The sequence below is a fragment of the Paraglaciecola sp. 2405UD69-4 genome (assembly GCF_047525415.1).
Lineage (GTDB): Bacteria > Pseudomonadota > Gammaproteobacteria > Enterobacterales > Alteromonadaceae > Paraglaciecola.
In genome coordinates this window covers 235,811-255,016 of sequence record NZ_JBLIXM010000003.1, presented here as the reverse complement: position 1 = coordinate 255,016, position 19,206 = coordinate 235,811, and the positions used below count along the sequence as shown (strand labels likewise).

The 19,206-nt window shown below is 39.4% G+C and carries 18 protein-coding genes; 9 read left to right on the top strand and 9 right to left on the bottom strand.

What is annotated here, in order from left to right; translation table 11 throughout:
• Nucleotides 1–229: 229 nt before the first annotated feature.
• On the bottom strand, nucleotides 230–2,659 hold the full coding sequence (locus ACMUMK_RS13340; RefSeq protein WP_414701639.1) for a TonB-dependent receptor: 2,430 nt from the start codon (nucleotides 2,657–2,659) through the stop codon (nucleotides 230–232).
• A 436-nt stretch (nucleotides 2,660–3,095) separates the two neighbouring features.
• On the opposite strand from ACMUMK_RS13340, the gene ACMUMK_RS13335 reads away from it, so the two are divergent.
• Nucleotides 3,096–3,686 carry a PEP-CTERM sorting domain-containing protein gene (locus ACMUMK_RS13335; RefSeq protein ID WP_414701638.1) on the top strand — a complete coding sequence of 197 codons (591 nt, stop codon included), beginning with the start codon at nucleotides 3,096–3,098 and terminating at the stop codon, nucleotides 3,684–3,686.
• Between the two features lie 119 nt (nucleotides 3,687–3,805).
• On the opposite strand, the gene ACMUMK_RS13330 is transcribed toward ACMUMK_RS13335, so the two are convergent.
• From ACMUMK_RS13330 to ACMUMK_RS13315, 4 genes are read right to left on the bottom strand one after another with little or no spacing between them, the layout of a single operon-like run.
• The gene (locus ACMUMK_RS13330; RefSeq protein ID WP_414701637.1) at nucleotides 3,806–4,720 is read right to left on the bottom strand and encodes a hypothetical protein; all 915 of its coding nucleotides are present in this window, start codon (nucleotides 4,718–4,720) and stop codon (nucleotides 3,806–3,808) included.
• A gap of 9 nt (nucleotides 4,721–4,729) precedes the next feature.
• Nucleotides 4,730–5,377: a hypothetical protein gene (locus ACMUMK_RS13325; RefSeq protein WP_414701636.1), complete on the bottom strand. Its 648-nt coding sequence runs from the start codon at nucleotides 5,375–5,377 to the stop codon at nucleotides 4,730–4,732.
• Between the two features lie 27 nt (nucleotides 5,378–5,404).
• Nucleotides 5,405–5,818: a hypothetical protein gene (locus ACMUMK_RS13320; RefSeq protein ID WP_414701635.1), complete on the bottom strand. Its 414-nt coding sequence runs from the start codon at nucleotides 5,816–5,818 to the stop codon at nucleotides 5,405–5,407.
• Nucleotides 5,819–5,878: 60 nt separating this feature from the next.
• The gene (locus tag ACMUMK_RS13315) at nucleotides 5,879–6,139 is read right to left on the bottom strand and encodes a DnaJ domain-containing protein (protein WP_414701634.1); all 261 of its coding nucleotides are present in this window, start codon (nucleotides 6,137–6,139) and stop codon (nucleotides 5,879–5,881) included.
• Nucleotides 6,140–6,405: 266 nt separating this feature from the next.
• Here ACMUMK_RS13315 and ACMUMK_RS13310 point away from each other — a divergent pair, with 266 nt between their 5' ends.
• From ACMUMK_RS13310 to ACMUMK_RS13300, 3 genes are all read left to right on the top strand, one after another.
• Nucleotides 6,406–6,909: a nuclear transport factor 2 family protein gene (locus ACMUMK_RS13310; protein ID WP_414701633.1), complete on the top strand. Its 504-nt coding sequence runs from the start codon at nucleotides 6,406–6,408 to the stop codon at nucleotides 6,907–6,909.
• Between the two features lie 146 nt (nucleotides 6,910–7,055).
• A complete protein-coding gene (locus ACMUMK_RS13305) occupies nucleotides 7,056–8,942 on the top strand; it encodes a methyl-accepting chemotaxis protein (RefSeq protein ID WP_414701632.1) in 1,887 nt (628 codons plus the stop codon).
• 19 nt (nucleotides 8,943–8,961) lie between these two features.
• The gene (locus ACMUMK_RS13300) at nucleotides 8,962–9,261 is read left to right on the top strand and encodes a hypothetical protein (protein WP_414701631.1); all 300 of its coding nucleotides are present in this window, start codon (nucleotides 8,962–8,964) and stop codon (nucleotides 9,259–9,261) included.
• Here ACMUMK_RS13300 and ACMUMK_RS13295 read toward each other — a convergent pair whose 3' ends face one another.
• Nucleotides 9,262–10,884 carry an amidase gene (locus ACMUMK_RS13295; RefSeq protein WP_414701630.1) on the bottom strand — a complete coding sequence of 541 codons (1,623 nt, stop codon included), beginning with the start codon at nucleotides 10,882–10,884 and terminating at the stop codon, nucleotides 9,262–9,264.
• 181 nt (nucleotides 10,885–11,065) lie between these two features.
• Between ACMUMK_RS13295 and ACMUMK_RS13290 the strand changes: the two genes are divergently transcribed.
• Both ACMUMK_RS13290 and ACMUMK_RS13285 read left to right on the top strand, forming a co-directional pair.
• Nucleotides 11,066–11,722 (top strand): CatA-like O-acetyltransferase, encoded by a 657-nt coding sequence (locus ACMUMK_RS13290; RefSeq protein WP_414701629.1) that lies wholly within the window; start codon nucleotides 11,066–11,068, stop codon nucleotides 11,720–11,722.
• A gap of 159 nt (nucleotides 11,723–11,881) precedes the next feature.
• Nucleotides 11,882–12,448, top strand: coding sequence for a hypothetical protein (locus ACMUMK_RS13285; protein WP_414701628.1), 567 nt, complete (start codon nucleotides 11,882–11,884; stop codon nucleotides 12,446–12,448).
• 176 nt (nucleotides 12,449–12,624) lie between these two features.
• On the opposite strand, the gene ggt is transcribed toward ACMUMK_RS13285, so the two are convergent.
• On the bottom strand, nucleotides 12,625–14,373 hold the full coding sequence (ggt, locus tag ACMUMK_RS13280; protein ID WP_414701627.1) for a gamma-glutamyltransferase: 1,749 nt from the start codon (nucleotides 14,371–14,373) through the stop codon (nucleotides 12,625–12,627).
• 414 nt (nucleotides 14,374–14,787) lie between these two features.
• Nucleotides 14,788–16,047, bottom strand: a complete 1,260-nt coding sequence (locus tag ACMUMK_RS13275) for a spinster family MFS transporter (RefSeq protein ID WP_414701626.1) — start codon at nucleotides 16,045–16,047, stop codon at nucleotides 14,788–14,790.
• A 420-nt stretch (nucleotides 16,048–16,467) separates the two neighbouring features.
• Between ACMUMK_RS13275 and ACMUMK_RS13270 the strand changes: the two genes are divergently transcribed.
• From ACMUMK_RS13270 to ACMUMK_RS13260, 3 genes are all read left to right on the top strand, one after another.
• The gene (locus ACMUMK_RS13270; protein WP_414701625.1) at nucleotides 16,468–17,067 is read left to right on the top strand and encodes an acyloxyacyl hydrolase; all 600 of its coding nucleotides are present in this window, start codon (nucleotides 16,468–16,470) and stop codon (nucleotides 17,065–17,067) included.
• A gap of 84 nt (nucleotides 17,068–17,151) precedes the next feature.
• Nucleotides 17,152–17,802: a glutaredoxin 2 gene (grxB, locus tag ACMUMK_RS13265; RefSeq protein ID WP_414701624.1), complete on the top strand. Its 651-nt coding sequence runs from the start codon at nucleotides 17,152–17,154 to the stop codon at nucleotides 17,800–17,802.
• Nucleotides 17,803–17,886: 84 nt separating this feature from the next.
• Nucleotides 17,887–18,339: an acyl-CoA thioesterase gene (locus ACMUMK_RS13260; protein WP_414701623.1), complete on the top strand. Its 453-nt coding sequence runs from the start codon at nucleotides 17,887–17,889 to the stop codon at nucleotides 18,337–18,339.
• 76 nt (nucleotides 18,340–18,415) lie between these two features.
• On the opposite strand, the gene ACMUMK_RS13255 is transcribed toward ACMUMK_RS13260, so the two are convergent.
• Nucleotides 18,416–18,877, bottom strand: coding sequence for a hypothetical protein (locus tag ACMUMK_RS13255; RefSeq protein ID WP_414701622.1), 462 nt, complete (start codon nucleotides 18,875–18,877; stop codon nucleotides 18,416–18,418).
• Between the last annotated feature and the right edge of the window lie 329 nt (nucleotides 18,878–19,206).

The window sequence follows — 19,206 nt, the reverse complement described above, 5'->3', positions numbered from 1 at the left end:
AAAGTGTTTTCCTGCAAAAACAAAATATAATGACGCAAAAATACACAAGGTAACTGAGCATTGCTGCCACCATTACAGCTTCAGCTTTGGGAGCCAGGTTAAACTGCATGAGTACAGGCACCCAGCCAAAACTAAATAATACAGATAGGCAATAGCCACCAAAAATGGCGGCTATTACACGATAGAATACATCGAATTGATGTTTCATTTTTATTGACAACAAGCTTAATTAAAACCTATAAGTAGCGGTCAACTTGGCGTTTCGGCTTTCTCCAGGTAAGCCGCCCAAATACAAGGCATTGCTGTAGTAAGTTTTGTTTGCAAGGTTATCTATATTAAGTTGCACATCCCATTTATCGCCTTGATAACTTACTGCTGCATCCCAAACGGTATAAGAAGGAACAATCGCATAATAAATACCAAAAGCAGACGCTGAAATAGAGCGGTCATCTTCATACTTCATACCGATACTAAATTTAACCGGGTTGGCTAAACCGTCAAACTCAAAGCTATATGATGTCCACAAGCTTGCAAACTTTTGCGGAATACCTTTGGTTTTTTCCTCTTCTTGGCTTGCTGCGTGATCACCAGGCTCAGTTACCGCATCTTGGTATGTGGCGTTGAAGTTTAATGACCACTGCTCGTTTAACATCATGTTTAAGTCAACTTCAACACCTGTAGTGCGATCAGCTTCATCATAATAAAACTCAGGTACATCTATGTTGTAGGCTGCATCTGTAATATCGTCTTCAAACAAAGGGTTGCTGTAACGAAGGTTGGTTCGAGCAGTATCGAAGAATACAATGGAGCCTAATAACTCTTCTTCAAAAGCAGTAAAACGTGCCCCTAAATCCCAAGACACAGATTCAGCATCTGGACGGTTATCTTCAGCCCCTAGACTTCCCAAAATACTGTAAGCGGTACGGCCTTTAGAGTGATTAATAAATGCCGCAAATTGCTCAGACACTTGGTAGTTAACCCCTAAGTTATAGGTAAACCCATTGTCATCAGTATCGTACTCTGGGTTGCTGTCTGTAGCTTGGTTTTGGTAGGTCTGTTTTACGCCGCTATATGCACCGCCAACTCTGGCAGTTAAGGCATCACTAAAGTAAATAACTTCTTGGGCGCTAATTCCCCAAGCCGAAGCACTTTTGTCATATTTACTACGTAAAGAGCCACTTGTGGTGTAATCAGTGACGTAATCAAAAAAGCTACCTGTCGGCCAGTTTGGATCGCGAATATCGTAAATATAAGGAACAGGATCACTTCTACCGTCATCGGCATCCCAAATTGAATATTGCTGATACTGCATATCACGATATTCATAGTTAAAGCTCATTAAGTGCTCACCACGAATTGAACCTGAAGACCAAGTATTGGTCAAATCTGCAAAGTACTGCCACGTATCCTCTTCAGCAGAAATATTGCGGTATTCTTGTCTACGTGCGGCAAAAGGGTACAGTACACCGTCTTCAATTAAAGGGGCGCGAGGATCAAGGTTAATAACGCCGTTGCGATCATGATAGATATAGTTGTAAGCAGCAGTTTGACGAATATAATTAGTCGTATAGCGTCTGTACTGCAACTGATGCATAAGCATCCAGTTATCAGAAAAATCAATATCTTGGCGCACTTTCAAACGCACCTCTTCACCTTGATTAGGTGTTGATATCGGAGACACTAAGCTAGTTTCACCTATGTCATAGGGCTGCCAACCATCGGTTGGAGTAAGCGTGTCCACTAGTGTTTGAATTTGTTCGTCAGTTAACTGTACGCCACCAGCACTTGCATCGCCATTTACAAAGTCATCAGCGGTTATATCACCAGCTTCTGCATCAAATAAAGTTAAATCAATTAAGCGCACAGGGTGGCCAACAGAATCTACCTGAATAGCATCATCTATATATGCAGCAGATACTAATATTTTATTATCATCAGAAAAATCATGACTAAGTGATGCATATAGCTCGGCACGTTCAGCACTCACTTCACGGTAACCATCTGTAGTTTCATAATTTGCAACGATGCGAAACGCGGTATCCTCAGATAAGCCACCAGTGGCATCTAACATTAAACCATAGTTATTCCACTGCCCTAAGGTTGCACGCATCTCAAATGCCTGTTGTTGCTGCGGTTTTTTCTCTATCAAGTTAATTACACCACCAGCATTCCCCATACCATACAGACCAGTAGCCGGGCCTTTTAGCACTTCAACACTTTCCACATTGGTCATTGAACGGGTTGGGTTGTAACTATTTTCTAAATCAGCACCACCATACATACCATCATAAGCATAGTTTACTCCTAAGCCTCGAATAGAAAGGTTATCACCAACGCCATAGTTATTACCTGCTTGGCTCAAGCCGCTAATGTTACGTAAGGTTTCTTGTAACGTTGTGGCTGCTTGCCCAGTAAATAATGATTTATCTACTACAACAACAGCAGCAGGAGTTTGCATCAGGCTCATATTAGATTTAGTCGCCGTGCCAGACTCCAAGATTAATTCATTGTGTTTACCGTATACGGTTATTTTATCTAGTGCTGCTTCTTCAGCACCTAAAGTCTCAGTGCCATCAGCGAAAGCTGTAGTAGACGATGTAGCCAGTATTGCAGCTACCACCACTGAAACAGACCAAGTATTTTTTAGTTTAAATTGCATTTATGTGTGTCCTTATGATGCGCCAACCTTAAATTTGGGCGCGAATGATAATTACTTGCATTTACAATAGCAATGAATTTCATTAATAAATGCAAATAACTTAAGCCATCAATCAAAACACGATAAAAAAACAGCTAAAAACTTACTTTAGATATTGAAAAACGTCTGCATGACACCAACACACCTTCTCAAGATAAAAGAACATCCAAACTATTCAGCCTACTAATTAAAGCCGCAATCTGTTTATGTATAACCAGTAGCCGTACTAACAATATTCACACCTAAAACATGTCAAATTTATTTACACACGGTATAAATAAAAACCAACAAAAACAATAAAGAACAATAAAAACAGTAAGATACATATTGGCACCAAAAATGCTTAATTCCATATACACTTTGTAGTAAACATCATATTTAGTTCTAGGAGTTTAAAGTGAAAAATTTAATAACAGCATTATTTTTAACCCTTTCATCAACAGCCGTTAATGCAACGCTAATTGATTTCGAGGGTTTTGCAGATACAGGAGAAAGAGTCGAATTAGCAATATTTACACCCTATCTAGAAGAAGGTTATGAGTTTACATCAACTCATGTACATGCTGCTGTTATTGATTCTGAATATTCAACTTACAATTTTAATTTTGTGGGCAACGATACAGATTGGTTTGGTTTTTCTGAATACAATACAGTCATGTTAACCTCTGCATCAGGAGCCTTATTTGATCTTTCAAACCTAACCTTAGGTATTAATGCATTTGCAACGAGTTCTAGTATTGATATTGCGATCATAGGTAACCTAGCTAATGGCAATACCCTAATAAGTAACATTACCAACATATCAACTTCTACCCTTGTTAATTTAGACTGGACTAACTTACTAAGTGTAATATTTACAACGTCAGATGACGCGGGTATCGATAACATTAATGTAGCTGCTACCCAAGTACCAGCACCTGGTGCGTTTGCTATCATAGCTTTAGGTTTAGCTTTTATTGGATTTAGAAAAAAATCTAAAAACCTTTAACTCCTGATTCTCCTCAATACCTCATTTGCTAAAAAGCCAAAGAAACTTATGTTTCTTTGGCTTTTTTTATACGTTAATTTTGCTACTTTTTACGTAAATATAGCGATTAAGCTTACCCATTAGTCAGGTTTTAAATAAGCAATATCATCTAAGTCATCCATGCCGAAATCATATCCACCTTCAAAATCATCATTGAGTTCGTTGGTAAGATTAACCGAAAGTTCTAGTATTTCAGGAATATAGAGAGCGATGTTTTGTTGTAAAGTAATAATAGATTTAAACTCGTTAAACTCTAGCAGTGCCGTTTCTTTAAGAAAACTCCTAGAACTGACGGGTTGCTGCTCTGCAAAACGGGCTACGCACGAATCAAGCTTTTCGAGTATCACATCTGAGTCTGTTTCAGTTAAAAACTGAATCAGCTGATTATAACGTTCGTTGTTGAATGTTTTTTCATCTGAATCAATTAACATTAACCCTATGGCTGAATTGAGTAACTTCTGCAGCTCAAAACGCAAGTAATCTTCGTCTGTTTCAGGGATCACCACATTAGCTGCATATTTGGCAGACATTATCTTGTGGAGGTTAAATAGTCTTAAACTATTTTGGCCTTGTTTCACCAATTCCTCATGGAGCTGTCTTATATCCGAAGTATCATCTGCAGCTAGTGCGTAAGTACTTAAATCTATTTTCTTAAAATACTCAGCAGAGATGTCTTTCAAGCCAGAGTATTTAGCCCAACCTGCTCTAAAACAGTACACTATTCCGTGAGTTTTAATGATTTCTCTTGCTTTATCGGTACTATTTTCACAATGACTTAATAGGCCTAGGTTAATAATACCCAAAACAATTTCACATGCTTTCTTAATGTGGTCAGCGTAAATAATAGATAAATTATCAGAGGCAATACGCAGAGACATATCCGATAGCTGTTGTTTAGTCTTATGGACAAACTCCTCAGAAAAATACCCTTCAGCTAACCCGTCTTTTAATACCAAAAGCACAAAAGGTTTATTCCTTAACTCAGCGATTTTCATGGCATTTTCCTACAAGGGTGCAAACATATCATCGGTGTCCATTTCAACAGCCGTTACTCTTTGTTTATTCGCATTATTTTTTAGTGCCGCTTCAATGTTATCTAAGGTGCCGTTTGTGCTAACAGCTAAGACTTCGTTGTAGGCTTCTTCACTTAAGCTTTTAATTTTTAGAAGTAACTCTTCGACACTACCTGAAACTTGTTCTTCATCATATTCAAGCTCAGAAAAATCTTGGCCAATAAACGGCAAAGATAAATACAACAAGCCAAAGTCATCCTGTACCACTGCATTAAGTATTTCTCGTTGTTTCTCATCATCATCATAAGACAAAAAGATTTGAGCTAACAAACTATGGGCTTCGGTTTGAACACAGAAAAGCGATTCTTCGTCCATATTTTGCCAATAGGAAGGCTCAACATTTAATAACTTTTTAACCGACTCTGCATCCATTAACCAAGTTGCAATAGAAGGTATAGTGGCGTCATGCTCCCTTACGATTTTAGCGACTGTTAAAATATCCATCTCAGCAAATACCGCCAACATTGCGGTATCACCTTGTTCGGATGCTATTTTTTCTAAAGAGGTACCCGCCTCTCTGCCACTACTCTGGGCTTGCTCGGTAATATCAGTAGCAAGGATCAATGCGTTACTAGTCAATTGTGGGTCCTCAAAAGTTCGTTTGAATTATTCGTCATAACCGTAAGTTTCATAAGTATCATTTATATCACTTTCGTCGGCTTCTACTTCTTCAGGTAAAGGCGTTGAATCATAAGTATTGTAAAGGTGTATCAGTAATATAGCGGTTTTCAGATCGTCTTCTGAGTGATTCATTAATTGGGTAATCGTCTCTCTCGCATTAGCATGTACCCCAACAAAAGGTTTCACATCAGACCATAATGGCTGTTGAGAGAGGTCTAGCTTTGCGAGCTTTTCTGAATCAATTCTCACACTTAATGTTATAGCCATAGCCAACTGATCGACCAATCCTGAAAAAACCGCACTGTCGGATGCTAATTGTGTTTGTAAAACCTTTAAATAATTTCTTAACAAATCTGGATTTTCTGGATCACTCAAGGATTCCATGTTTTCTAAGTACATAGAAAATTCGTCCGCAAGATATGCAGGGATTGGAGCATCAAATTTCATGAATATTTATTCCTAAGAAAGGGCGCTTTGCCAAAAGGAGTCTGCCACTGCTCTTGGATCAGTGATAACCGTATAAGTGCTCTTGATATAAGCAGCACGTTTTTGAGGATCAGCAATCTCATCATAAGCCTTTTGAATAGCCTGAAACTTCTCTTTTGCTTCTGCCCCATCATTTCTGTCTGGGTGATACTGATTTGCCAATTTACGATAGGCTTTTTTGATTTCAGTGGTTGAAGAAGTTCTAGTGACCCCTAGTAGTTCAAAATGATCCATAAAATGTAACTCACCTCTTGTGCATAAAATGCAACTAAAAACGCCTATGTTTATTGCAGCGCATTTTACATTCAGCACAGTGCTTTAACAATGTAAGAGTGCAATTTATAGCACTTAACTAAGATAAAACTAGTACACACTCGGAAACCCAAGAAGGCGGTCACCCCATTGACATTTAACGCGACAGGCTCCTTAATCATTATTTACATGAAAATTATATAAAAGCGCTGCGCCCAAGCAGTGTTATTAACGCCAAGGAATAGTTCATGAAAACTCTCACATTTGTACTCATTACCCTTAATATATTTTTTACAACAACCTCACTTGCTCAAACTAAAGAACAACCGTCTGTGGCTATTAATAAGTTACTTGATGGTTTACACCTTGCCGCCAGTGAAGCCAAGCTTGATAAGTATTTAAATTCATTCACAGCTAATGGGGTGTTTATGGGTACCGATGATTGGGAAAGATGGTCCCGCCCTGTCACTTTAGATAAATATGTCTCAGAGCGGTTTGCTGGCGGTACCGGTTGGACCTATAAGTCAGTAGAGCGCAACCTAGTTTTATCAGAAGACAGCAACACGGCCTGGTTTGATGAAATAACTGTGTCTGAAAAATGGGGACGTTTTCGTGGTACTGGGGTTGTGATCAAACAGCAAGGAGAATGGAAAATAGCCCACTACGCTATGTCATTTTTAGTACCAAATGAGGTTTGGGAACAAGTATCAGAGCTCAGCACAAAGGCATTCACAGCAAGACCTAGTAACTAAGTAGAATACCTAAATACTCCGAATCTTATGGTTCTATAGTAAAAAATTAAGCTAATTCTACAGTTTTTTAGCTAATTGCTGATAAAGAGATAAGGTTTTATTTACACACGTCTAACTCTCATGACAACGCACATTAAGAGGTACCGATGAATAAATTTAGGTTACAAGTCACATTTTCTCTTGGAGTCATCCTAGCCTTAGTTATTGTGGTGATCGCTTTCCTTGATTTTTTAGCTTTTCGCTCAGAAAGTATAGCGTTAAACAAACACATTATCGCAGAGAGAAACGCAGCTTTAGAGTCTACTCTTTCAGAAAAGCTCCTTAGCTACAAATTGGTATTATCAGCCCTTAAAATAGAGAACCACCAAGTGGGTAGTGACTACCTTACCACTAGTAATGCTTCAAGCTTAGAAGACATATCAAATGTACTTGCAGGCAAGGTCAATGGCGTATATCTGTTTGATAAAGAAGGTAGTGTTTATAAAAAAGACGGTAAAAAATCAAAATCAAATTACAAAACAAGAAGTTACTTCAAGGCTCTTTTCAATGAGGGTGATACCTTTTTTGTTTCAACACCTTATGTAAATAAGAACAATGGAAAACGCTCAATTGCTATCGCTTATAAAGTCAACCAAGATGTAGCAGTCTCAGCCACACTCCATTTAGACTTTGTACTCGGTAAATTAAAAACATTAAAACAATTGTATCTATATGCCGATGGCGGAAAGATTGTCATCGCCCCTTCAGAAGAAATGCTGGGTAAAAAACTAAAAGATATTCGTCCGGAATTTCTTACACTTAATGCCACTAACCCTGAGTTTGTTTATAAGGAAACTACCCAAGATGGAAAAGTGGAGTTTGATGCTTTTTGGGGGCAGTTAGATATTCAAGGATGGGGAAAAGGTTGGCAATATGTTTCTATTATTGAAACCAACATAATTACTAGAGGTGCCCAAAGGCAACTTATCACTTCTCTAGTTATAGGTTTTATTTGCTTTTTGATTTCCTGTGCCGTCATAGTTTGGGTTATGAACCGCTTAGTGTTGAAGCCTGTTGGTGGTTCGCCAGAAGAAATCGGAAAGTTAGTAGAAACCATGGCCAGTGGCAATTTATCATTGAAGTTATCTAACCCGGGTGACAAATCGGGTATTTTCAGCTCAGTTATTGCCTTCTCTTCACAGTTATCTAGTTTAGTTAAAAACTCTCTTGGTATTTCAGAAAGTGTGGCGTCAGCATCCCAAGAGTTGACCGCTGTTATGACGGAAACCCTTAATAATATTGAAAAAGAAAAGCAACAAGTAGAGCTAATTTCCAAAGCAATCAATAATTTATCTGAGACTTCCAAAGAAGTGAGTGAGCAAGCCACAAGTGCTGAAGAGTTGACGAAAGTGGGCGTTGAAAAACTAGAAGTTGGCAAAGTCTCGTTAGAACAAAATATGGCACTATCAAATGATATCAACCAATCTGTTAATACCACAGCAAGTATTATTGATGAGCTACAAAACTTTTCTATTGAAATTGACTCAGTGACAGAGGTGATAAATGGCATTTCAGAACAAACAAATCTATTAGCACTTAACGCAGCAATTGAGGCTGCAAGAGCAGGAGAAGCCGGTAGAGGTTTTGCTGTAGTTGCCGACGAAGTAAGAGCCTTAGCTTCTAAAACCCAGCAATCTACATTAAGTATTCAAGACTTAATTTCTAAACTACAGGCCCAATCTAAAAAAGCCAGTACGAACATGCAACATAATGTTGAATTGATTCACGACTCTGTAAAGCTTGCTGGAAAAGTAAAAACTTCTTTTGAAGAAATATCAGTGGCCATAGACGCAATATCTGAAATTAACACATTAGTGGCTAAAGAGTCACAAGATCAAAACGCAGTGACAGACAAGATATCGCAAAATACGTCGGATGCCCTTGATTTAGTGCAACAAAATGCCAGTGCCGTAAATCAAACCCTTAATGCATCAAAAGAGCTAGCACAACTAGCAGAAACTCAAAAGGACGAGCTTGCTTTCTTTAAAGTTTAAGCTCAAGGTGCTTTAAACATTGACATATTTTAGCCTCAACATCCGCGATTTATTTTTATTGGTTGCCTTATTAGGGTTAAGCGCCTGCATGCATGGACCTAAAGTAGGCGGAGCCTGCACTTATAAAACACTAATTGAAGATGTTACAGTTACAGCTATACATTCAAACTACAGTGAATTGAGTCATGAACATGCCACATACCAAGTACCTTTAGGCCTGTTTACGTCTGCGCCGCTAATCGGCGCAGAGTACCAAATCACAATCGAAAGCATAACCAAAGGTAGCTGCACCCCACATGTGGTTAAAGCAATCAATTAGCTATTTAGGTGCCATGGCTTCTTTCACATCAGCTAAATCTTCAGCACTTTTCAGGTACTGAGGCTCAAGCCTTTTTTGCGACTGCTGTTCATATCCATAAGCGTAAGCTAAAACCTCTGCATCTGCATTTTTACCCCCAATAAAGGATAATCCCACAGGTAGTTTATGCACTCCTCCCATAGGGACTGTTACATGTGGATAACCAGCTCGCGCTGCATAACCACCATAACCTGGCCAATCATTAGGCCAAACGTCACCATTAATAGGATCAATTCGAGGCACGATTAAGCCTGATGGCGCAATTAACACCTCTACATTATGTTCGAGTAGAAGTGCATCTATGCCCTCTTCTCGTGTGGCCCTTTGAACCGTTTTCAAGGCAGCTTTATACTCTTCACTTTCAAGAGTTCCCATGGCCTGCGCTGCTAAAAAAATACTTTGATCAAACAAAGCAAGCTCTTTTTTATGGCTTACATTAAAATCTATTAACTGCTGCAATGTACGGGTATCCACCAGCTCAGGTGAAGTGGAAGCTAAATACTTATTTAAGCCATCTTTAAATTCATATTTGAGAATGTCGTAGCTCATTTTCCCAAAATCTTGGGGGGCTTGCGGCGCTTTATTGATATCCACTAATACTGCGCCAGCTGCTTCTAGATCTTCTAAGGCCTGATTAAAAAGAGTCAGGATTGGTTTTGATTCACCTTTAGCAAAATTCAATACCCCAACACGCACACCTTTTAGAGAATTTTTTACTAGGCCAAGTGTGAAATCTTTAGAAGATGATGTAGCCATAGCGTTCATCATCAATGCGGCCCCCATAACCGTTTTCGTCATAGGGCCTGCAGTATCCTGAGATTCCGAAATAGGAATAATAAACTGCTGGCTTACCAAGCCTACTGTGGGTTTAAAACCAACAATACCATTGGCATTTGATGGGCAGATAACTGAACCATTAGTTTCTGTACCCACTGTGGCAGCAGCTAGTGATGCTGCTGTGGCCGCGCCAGAACCAGAGCTTGAGCCACAGGGATTACGGTCTAACATATGAGGGTTATGCACCTGCCCACCTAATGCACTCCAACCACTCATTGCCCCCTCAGAGCGAAAGTTTGCCCACTGACTCAAATTAGTTTTACCTAAAATAATGGCTCCTTGAGCCCTTAGTCCTGCAACAAGTGGGCTGTCCCTACCGGTAATATTATCCTTTAAAGCTACCGCTCCCGCAGTTGTTGCTAGCCTGTCTTTAGACTCTATATTATCTTTAAGTAATACAGGCACTCCATGTAAAGGTCCTAATATTTCACCCTGTGCACGTTTTTTATCTAAGGCTCTCCCTTGACTCAATGCATCTGGGTTAATACTTAAAACAGCTTGTAACTGAGGGCCGCTTTTATCAATGTTCTCAATTCGTTCTAAATACAGATTAACTAACCGCTCAGAGTTCACTTTACCGGTTTCAAGGGCGTCAATAATTTCAGGCAAAGTACCTGCAACCAAACCAGAGGCCTTAAAGTCTATAACCTTAGTTTCAGAAGTTTGCGGGGTGGGTTTATCAACTACAGGTTGACAGGCAGTGAGTGCAATGCCAATAGCCAAACTAGATATAAGGGTATGTTTCATATAGTCGTCTTTATTTTGTGATTATTATTAGTAAAAGAAGAAACACCAAGCTAATAAAACCTAACAAGTATTGCAAGGCTGGTGACCTTAATAGACTATTTAGTAGGGTATTTTCTCTCTTACAATCACAACCAAGTTATGTGAACATTATTCACACTTAGCCCTAAAATATTACACAGTCGTGGATACCATTAAACAAATAGATATTGATACTTGGCACAGAAAAGAGCACTTCGAATTTTACTCTACCTTTTCGCAGCCATTTTTTAATATCTGCACTACAGTTGATGTCGCCAAAACCCTACGTTTTTGTAAAGACAATAACCTGTCATTTTTTATCTGTTCTCTATTTATTTTAGGTTACACAGCCAATCAAATAGCGCCATTAAGGTTAAGGATAAATAACCAAAAAGTAGAGTTACACGAGCAACTAGAAATCAGCTGTACTGTGCTTAATAACAATCAAAGCTTTAGCTTTTGTGATTTTGGTAAATGCCAAGATTTTAATAGTTTTTATGAAAATGCGAAGCAACAAATGAGCTATTTGAAAGAGCACAATTCACCGCTAATCACTGCTGAAAGCAAGGCCAACAGTGTATTTTGTTCGGTCTTACCTTGGTTACATTTCACTAGTTTTTCCCATGCTCAAAAGCAAAGTGAGCATGACTCCATACCTAGATTTGTAATGGGTAAATATAAGAAAAAACATAAAGAAGTTATTATGCCCGTATCGGTAGAAGTCCACCATGGATTAGTAGATGGTCTCCATGTAGGCCAATACTTTGAAAAGCTACAACACAATTTTGATAACTTTTTTGAGGGCAAAAAAAAAGCCTGATAACAAATCAGGCTTAAAAAGAGAACACACATAAAAACTGTATATTCAGAGGGTGTTTTTCAGCGTTAGTTCCATCTTGTTATAAATAAATCCCATCATTCAAAATTCTAGCTGGCATTTAACTTGCTGAACCAAGTATTTAGTCAAAAGGAAAATCCAATGAAACATCCCTTAGCCCAAGGTATAAAATTAAGTTTACTCTTGTCTTTATGCTCACCTTTGGCTGTTTATGCACAGCCCATTGATTTTAATTACTTAGAAGCTCGTTATGTTAGTGATAATGGCGATGGCATTGAAGTAGCGGGCTCTTATCAACTCGACTCCAATTGGCTCGCATTCGCTAGTTATCGTGACCAAGATCACGGCTCATATGACTACACTAACCTTGAAGTTGGAGCTGGTTTAATTGTGCGGGGTTTAATGGACCATGATTTAATTACCTCAGCAGCTTTAGTAAAGCGTGAGTACAACAACCATAGCGATACGGGTATTAAAGTATCAGCCGGTGTCCGCGACTTTTTCTTTGCAAAATACCTAACGGATATCCAAGTATTACGTCCTGTGGAGCTAAGAGGAGCGGTCAATATCGAAGAAGTAGGTGATTTTGATGTGTCTTTAGAATTAGGAGCGGATTACCATTTTCATCCTAGCTTTTCTGCTGGGCTACAGTTTGATTTAGGAGGGGATGATCAAGCTATCAGCTTAGGGGCTCGTTGGTACTATTAATGGCAGATTTATGTGTTACTGGTCTAAAGGCTACTTGTCTTTGAGACTAATGCTTAAAGATAACACCTTTATTTTGTAGCTAAATAGACACTCTACAACAAAAAAGCGCGACATTTGATTACATCAAATCATCGCGCTTTTTTAACAAGCTTAGTCTCTTCGTAAATAGAAATTTATTAAAGAGTACCTATAACACCCTCACGGCGCTTATCGGCAGCCCCTACTAGGTTTCCATCAGGTTTACGCATAATCACACTTAATCCTGAGTTCTCACCTCGAGAAGCATCTACATCAAAGCCCATTTCTTTCATGGCTGATATTAATGACTCTGGCGCAGCTCCTTTTTCTAAACGTACGGTTTTACCACGGGCAACCATATTAGGTAGGTCGACAGCTGCTTGCGGCTCTAACCCCCACTCAAATACGCCCACCATGGTTTTAACTGTATAAGCAATAATATTATTACCGCCAGGCGAACCTGTAGCCATTAAAAACTCGCCGTCTTTATCTAATACAATAGACGGAGACATAGATGAACGTGGACGTTTGTTAGCAGCAACCGCATTTACAATGGGATTACCGTCTTTATCATGGTGTTGAAAAGAAAAGTCAGTTAACTGATTGTTCAAAAACATTCCACCAACCATACGTGTAGTACCGAAGATACTCTCAACTGTGGCTGTCATAGATACTACATCGCCTTTGGTATCGACTATTACAAAATGGGTAGTACCGTGTACGTCTTGAGTTGCATCAATACCGGCTGTGGTTTCACTAGGAGTATCGTTGTACGCCCAAGGATCGCCAACAGCATAGGTCAAAGGTGTTGCCTTATCTGTAATTAACTTGGCTCGCTTGGCTAAATACTCTTTGTTTAACATCCCCTTTAATGGCATGTCTACAAAATTAGGATCAGCAATAAACTGGTCTCTATCTGCATATGCAAGTTGCTGAGCCTGAGCCATTATGCCCCAGTTTTTAGGATCATCAGGGCCACCAGCACTTGGCTTAGGACCATTTTCTAATATGCCCATGATCATGCCAACAGCCAACCATGAAGATGGCGGCGGTGCGCCACAAATTTGCGTATCGCGATAATCTTGGCAAAGTGCGGTGCGCTTTACAGGTTTATAAGCTGCGATATCTTCTGCAGTTAATGAGCCTGCTCTTGGCTCTTGTTGCACCATAGCGGCAATTTCTTTTGCTATCTCACCTTGGTAAAATTCAGTTGGGTCTTTCGCAATGATTTCTAACGTTTTAGCGTATTCAGGATTTTTTAACAGGTAACCTTCTGGATGGGCGACTCCAGCTTCATCATAGAAATATTCAAAGGCATCAGTTGGACCATCTTCTGGCTTGCTTGGGATATATTTCCCGAAACGTTCTAACATGCCATGTAAGCGAGGAGATATTTCGAAACCTTCATTAGCAAGCTTACTGGCATAACTAAATAAACTGCTCCATTCTAGTGTCCCTTGGTCTTTGTGGGCCATAGATAGCATAGCCAACACACCCGGCACACCAGTAGACAAGCCACTCGTTTTGGCCTGGATAAATGGCATTGAGTCACCATTTTCTAACATAAACATGTCTGGCGTTGCACCACTTGGTGCTGACTCACGACCGTCATACACGGCTAAAGATTTGGTTTCACTGTCGTAATGCACCATAAATGCACCACCCGCTAAACCCGAGCTTTGCGGCTCTACTAAACTCAAAACAGATTCTACGGCAATGGCTGCATCAACAGCTGAGCCACCTGCTCGTAATACCTCTAAACCCGCCGCGGTTGCATGGGGGTTAGCAGTTACTACCATAGCTTGCTGCTTAGGCTGTTCAACTTCTTGTTTTGTTTGATTTTCGGCTGAACCACATCCTAAAAGAGTGGCCGACAATACTCCTAATGCGAGCATGTGAAACTTCATAGTTTGTTCCTTATAGTTGAAACTTAATCATTAAAATCTGGAATTGAAAATCAGATAGTAAAATATTTAAATGGAAAGACGATGAGCAGGCTAAAAACCAAATACCTGATGCGCAATTGCACATTCACCCTGCAACACTCCCACGTAATTTTTTATCATATATCAGCGCCAAGTGACAACGAACTTGCGCTAATGAGCCGTATTTAATCGTTTAACCCTAAAAACATCGGCTATAACACATATTTTCATATTGAAATTAACACCTTAGTTACAATGGTAAAGCGTTACATAATCGATAGATCGGCAACAAAAAATTTATGATTAGCAATATAAAAAAGGCCCAGTTAAAAGGGGCCTCTCAATAGTTTCATTTATTACTTAGGCTAGTAACACCTTAAATTTCCAAGAATGAATCTAATCAGCTTGTTTTTGTAAAAGAGAACCGCTACGCATATATTTAAAGGCAGCAATAAGCACCGCAAAGCTTGAAATAATCAAGGCATAACGCAAAGACTCTATGCCATACTGTGGCGCTAAATAATCACTCACCATGCCAGTGACCATAGGTCCACAACCTAGGCCCACAATATTGAGCACAAAAAACAAAATAGCCGAGGTCATAGCGCGCATCGAGGGTTTAACCAGATGATGCACAATAGCTATAGTGGGTCCTAAGTATGAAGACATAAACACATTACTGACAAATATGCAGCACAACACAGCATTTAGAGAGTCCAAGTTCAAAGCCAATAAACTAAAAGGTAACGACAGTAATACACCTACCCCTGGTACCCACAAATACCAGCGCATATCTTTCTTGCCTAATTTATCCGCCAGATAACCACCAGAAAGGGCACCAATCATGCCTGAAACACCAATAATCAATCCTAATGCCACACCAACTTGCGACACACTCATGCCATGACTACGAATTAAAAAAGAAGGAATGAATGTAAGGGTTGAGTAGCCAGCAAAAGAACAAAACCCAGCGGCAAATGAGGCGTATCTAAAGGCCTTTGATTTCCATAGATATTTCAGAGTCTGTTTGAATGTAAATTGTTCGCCGCTAGTAGGGTCAGAAACCATATCAGCCCCACCTCTAGGTGGCTCTTTCAAGGTAAGCCTTACCACCACAGCCATCAATACTCCGGGCAATCCCACGACCAAAAACGCCATTCGCCACCCTATTTTATCGCTTAACCAGCCACCTAGTAGCAAGCCAACTAATATCCCTATATACAACCCCATGTTATAGATTGACATAGCCGTTCCCCGCTCCTCTGGGGCATAGTAATCAGAAATAATAGAATGGGATGGTGGGCTAGCACCAGCCTCTCCTACCCCTACGCCAATTCGAGCCAAGAGTAGGTGTACGTAGTTTTGAGCAAGCCCAGAAACTGCCGTCATGCCACTCCATATTATTAGAGCTAAACTTACAATATTGCGGCGGTTCCCTACATCAGCCCATCGAGCAATAGGAATGCCCACCACCACATAAAATAACGCAAAGGCAAAACCAGTTAATAGGCCCAATTGGGTGTCAGATAATCCGAGCTCAGCCTTGATAGGCTCTTGTAAAATGACGAGAATTTGCCGGTCGACAAAATTGAAAACATAAACCAAGGTAAGAATAAACAGAACGTACCGTCGATAACTTCGTGTTTCAGCACTCATAGAAAATTCCATATGATCATTTTTGAACAGGAATTTTCAGTATGCACACTAAATATATAGGCCTCAAGGGACCCTAAAACCAGCAAAATGCAAAATATTTTATGCTAATCGACCGCCAAGCGTTTACATACAAGCAACACAGTGATTACAAAAAACCTACAACGCCATTTATTTTAATTATGAATGATTGGTTATATGGAAAGTCCAAGATCGTGGCTGAGACAAACCTCAAAGCCCCATCAGCCGATGCAGTAAATTTTACTAACTCAAACGTACACTTTACACGCCAAGCCTTACCTAAGGTAATGTTCTAAAACTCAAAATCCAAATAACATATTGTTTTACATATAAAAAATAATAACAGCAACGCTGGTTTAAGAATTGCTATGTCTACAGAAATATCCTCAATCGGAAAATAACATGCAAAACAGCCATTCAGTTTTAGATAAATCAATATTGTACTTTTTCTTATCCAAGCCTACTCTGCTGCTTACGATTATCGTACTGAGTTTTCAGGTTACAGCAGCCCAAATGCCAAACAAGGAACAACAGGCTGTAACCGTTGAATACATGACTGGGTCTGCTGATATGCATGGTATGCGAATAGCTTACAGACCAGACTTCAATTACGACCTAGATCTATATTTAATTGGCGATACTCGATTATCTTGGGAAGCAAGCCTTAATCTTTTTGATTTACATGGAAGCGCACGAAACGAAGCGACCTATGGCGTATCTGTATCTCCAGTATTTTCTAAAGCGTTACCGAATATTTCTGAAAACTACCCTCTCACCTTTGAGTTTGGCATTGGTGTAGCTTATGTGCACGATGAAAAATTTGGTGGTGTAGACATTGGAAGTTACTACCAATTCGAAGATCGCTTAGCCTTACTCATTGGCCTAGACAAGAACCAAAACTCAGAAGTAGCTGTGCGCTATATCCATTATTCGAATGGTGGCTTAAACACTAAAAACCCTGGGTTGGACTTCTTCAGTGTGGGTTATATATACCGCTTTTAAACTACTAGCTTTATAGAAGTTCACAACAAATCGCGATACAGTGAGTGTATTTAATGTGTAAACGAGAACTTAACTATGGCTACCATGGGTTTATTTATTTACGATCACTGTCCTTATTGCGTTATGGCACGTATGCCTTTTGGTATGAAAAATATTCCAGTTGAACTAACTGTACTACCGAGTGATGATGAGGCAACGCCAATTTCTATGATAGGCGTAAAGGCCTGCCCGATATTAAGAAAATCAGACGGTAGTTTCATGCCAGAAAGTATGGATATTGTCGCTTATGTTGATCAACTTGATGGCGCTCCTATTTTTAGCCCATCAGCAGAGCGAGAGGACTTAAGCGCTTGGCTGAAGCACGTAAACCTGTTACTCAAACAGCTACTTTACCCTAGATGGATCACATCTCCGGTTGGTGAATTTCAGACGCAAAGCGCCAAAGATTACTTTACAAAGAAGAAAACGAAAGAGCTTGGAGATTTTTCTAAAGCACTAGCTAATAGTGAAACATTAATTGCAGAGCTAGAAATAAAGCTACAAGAGCTTGCCCCACTGCTTTACAGCGACACTCAAGTCAATGCTCAGTTATCCATTGATGATGTACAGTTATTTGGGCGTTTAAGAGCCATAACTCTAATCAAAGGACTCACAATTCCTAAAAAAATAAGCACCTATATTGCGTACTTTTCAAAAGCTTGTGATATTCCCACCTTTTATGACGTGGCTCAGTAAAGCATCAATAAACTAAGCCCCCGTGCCTAGAATAGTCAAAATGGCTGTTCTAGGTTTATCCTAGTGTTTGTATAGGAGCTTGTAGTGAGTAATCCCACATCACCAAAAACAAAAATACCTCAACTAACTGATTACCATCACCTTATAAATATAGACACGCGATGGAAAGACAACGATTTATACGGCCATGTTAACAACGTAGTGTATTACAGTTATTTTGACACTATCATCAATCGTTATCTCATTGAGCATGCAAATTTAGACATACACACAGGCTCTACCATAGGCTTGATGGTAAGTTCACAGTGCAACTATTACACGAGTGTTGCGTTTCCCGATAAACTTGTAGGGGCGTTTGCCGTCAATAAAATCGGCAATTCATCAGTAGAATATGACGTAGCCATTTTTAAAGAAAAACACGTTACAGCATCAGCAAGAGGCACTATGACACATGTGTTTGTGGACCGTAATACCCGTAAACCCACACCTATTAGCGGTATATTAAGGGACGCTTTAACCAAGGCACTTAAAAACTGAAGCTGGCTTACCTAACGAAATAAAAATATCCAACGCAGCTCTTTAGCTAAAAAGCTTAGATATTCGGTTCTGCACCTTAGGTGGATGAAAGTTTAATTCGCTTTTCTACAATAATCGGCATGTCATTACGAACCGCAGAAATACGTACTCTTATATTTTGAGGAGCATCAGATAAGGTTTGATATTTCACATCCTTACTGCCTTTAACACGGGTTAAATACATAGTTGTTTTACCCAAAACTTTCACCCCTTTGCTGCTTACCACCTCAGCTTTAACACTGTGATAACCAGGATGAATATGATAATTGATGGTGAAAGCATCATCTTTTAATGTCCCATTGCTATCTGCCGACAGAGTTATATCTAATGGTGCACTGACTGGCGGTTTAAAGTGTTGAAGCATAACAGGGTGTAACTCAGGTAAAAGTGGAGGAAATTTCGGAATTCTACTTTGACCATAGTCATGAAACTCACAGCTAAGACTGTAAACCGAAAATAACGCACAGAAACAACCTATAAAAAGATATTTTATTTTCATGTCTACGCCTAGTTTGTCAATTGAGAGGGTATTTTTCAGTATGTTAATGAGTGGTGTTTAGTAACAAGGTATTACCTTCACGCAAATCAAAATATCAAAAAATGATTGAATTTTGAACATATCAAAACAAACCTCTACCGGTCAAGTTTCATAACGAAATATAAATGAACAAAGACATACTGAAATACACAATAGTGTTCTCTTTCAGGTGGGAAAATTAAGTTATGTAAGAAATACCCCATAAAAGCTTCGAATTAACATATTCACAAAGGGTAAATATTACACACCATAAAGTAAACTTTACTATAGTAGCTTCCCTTTACATCACC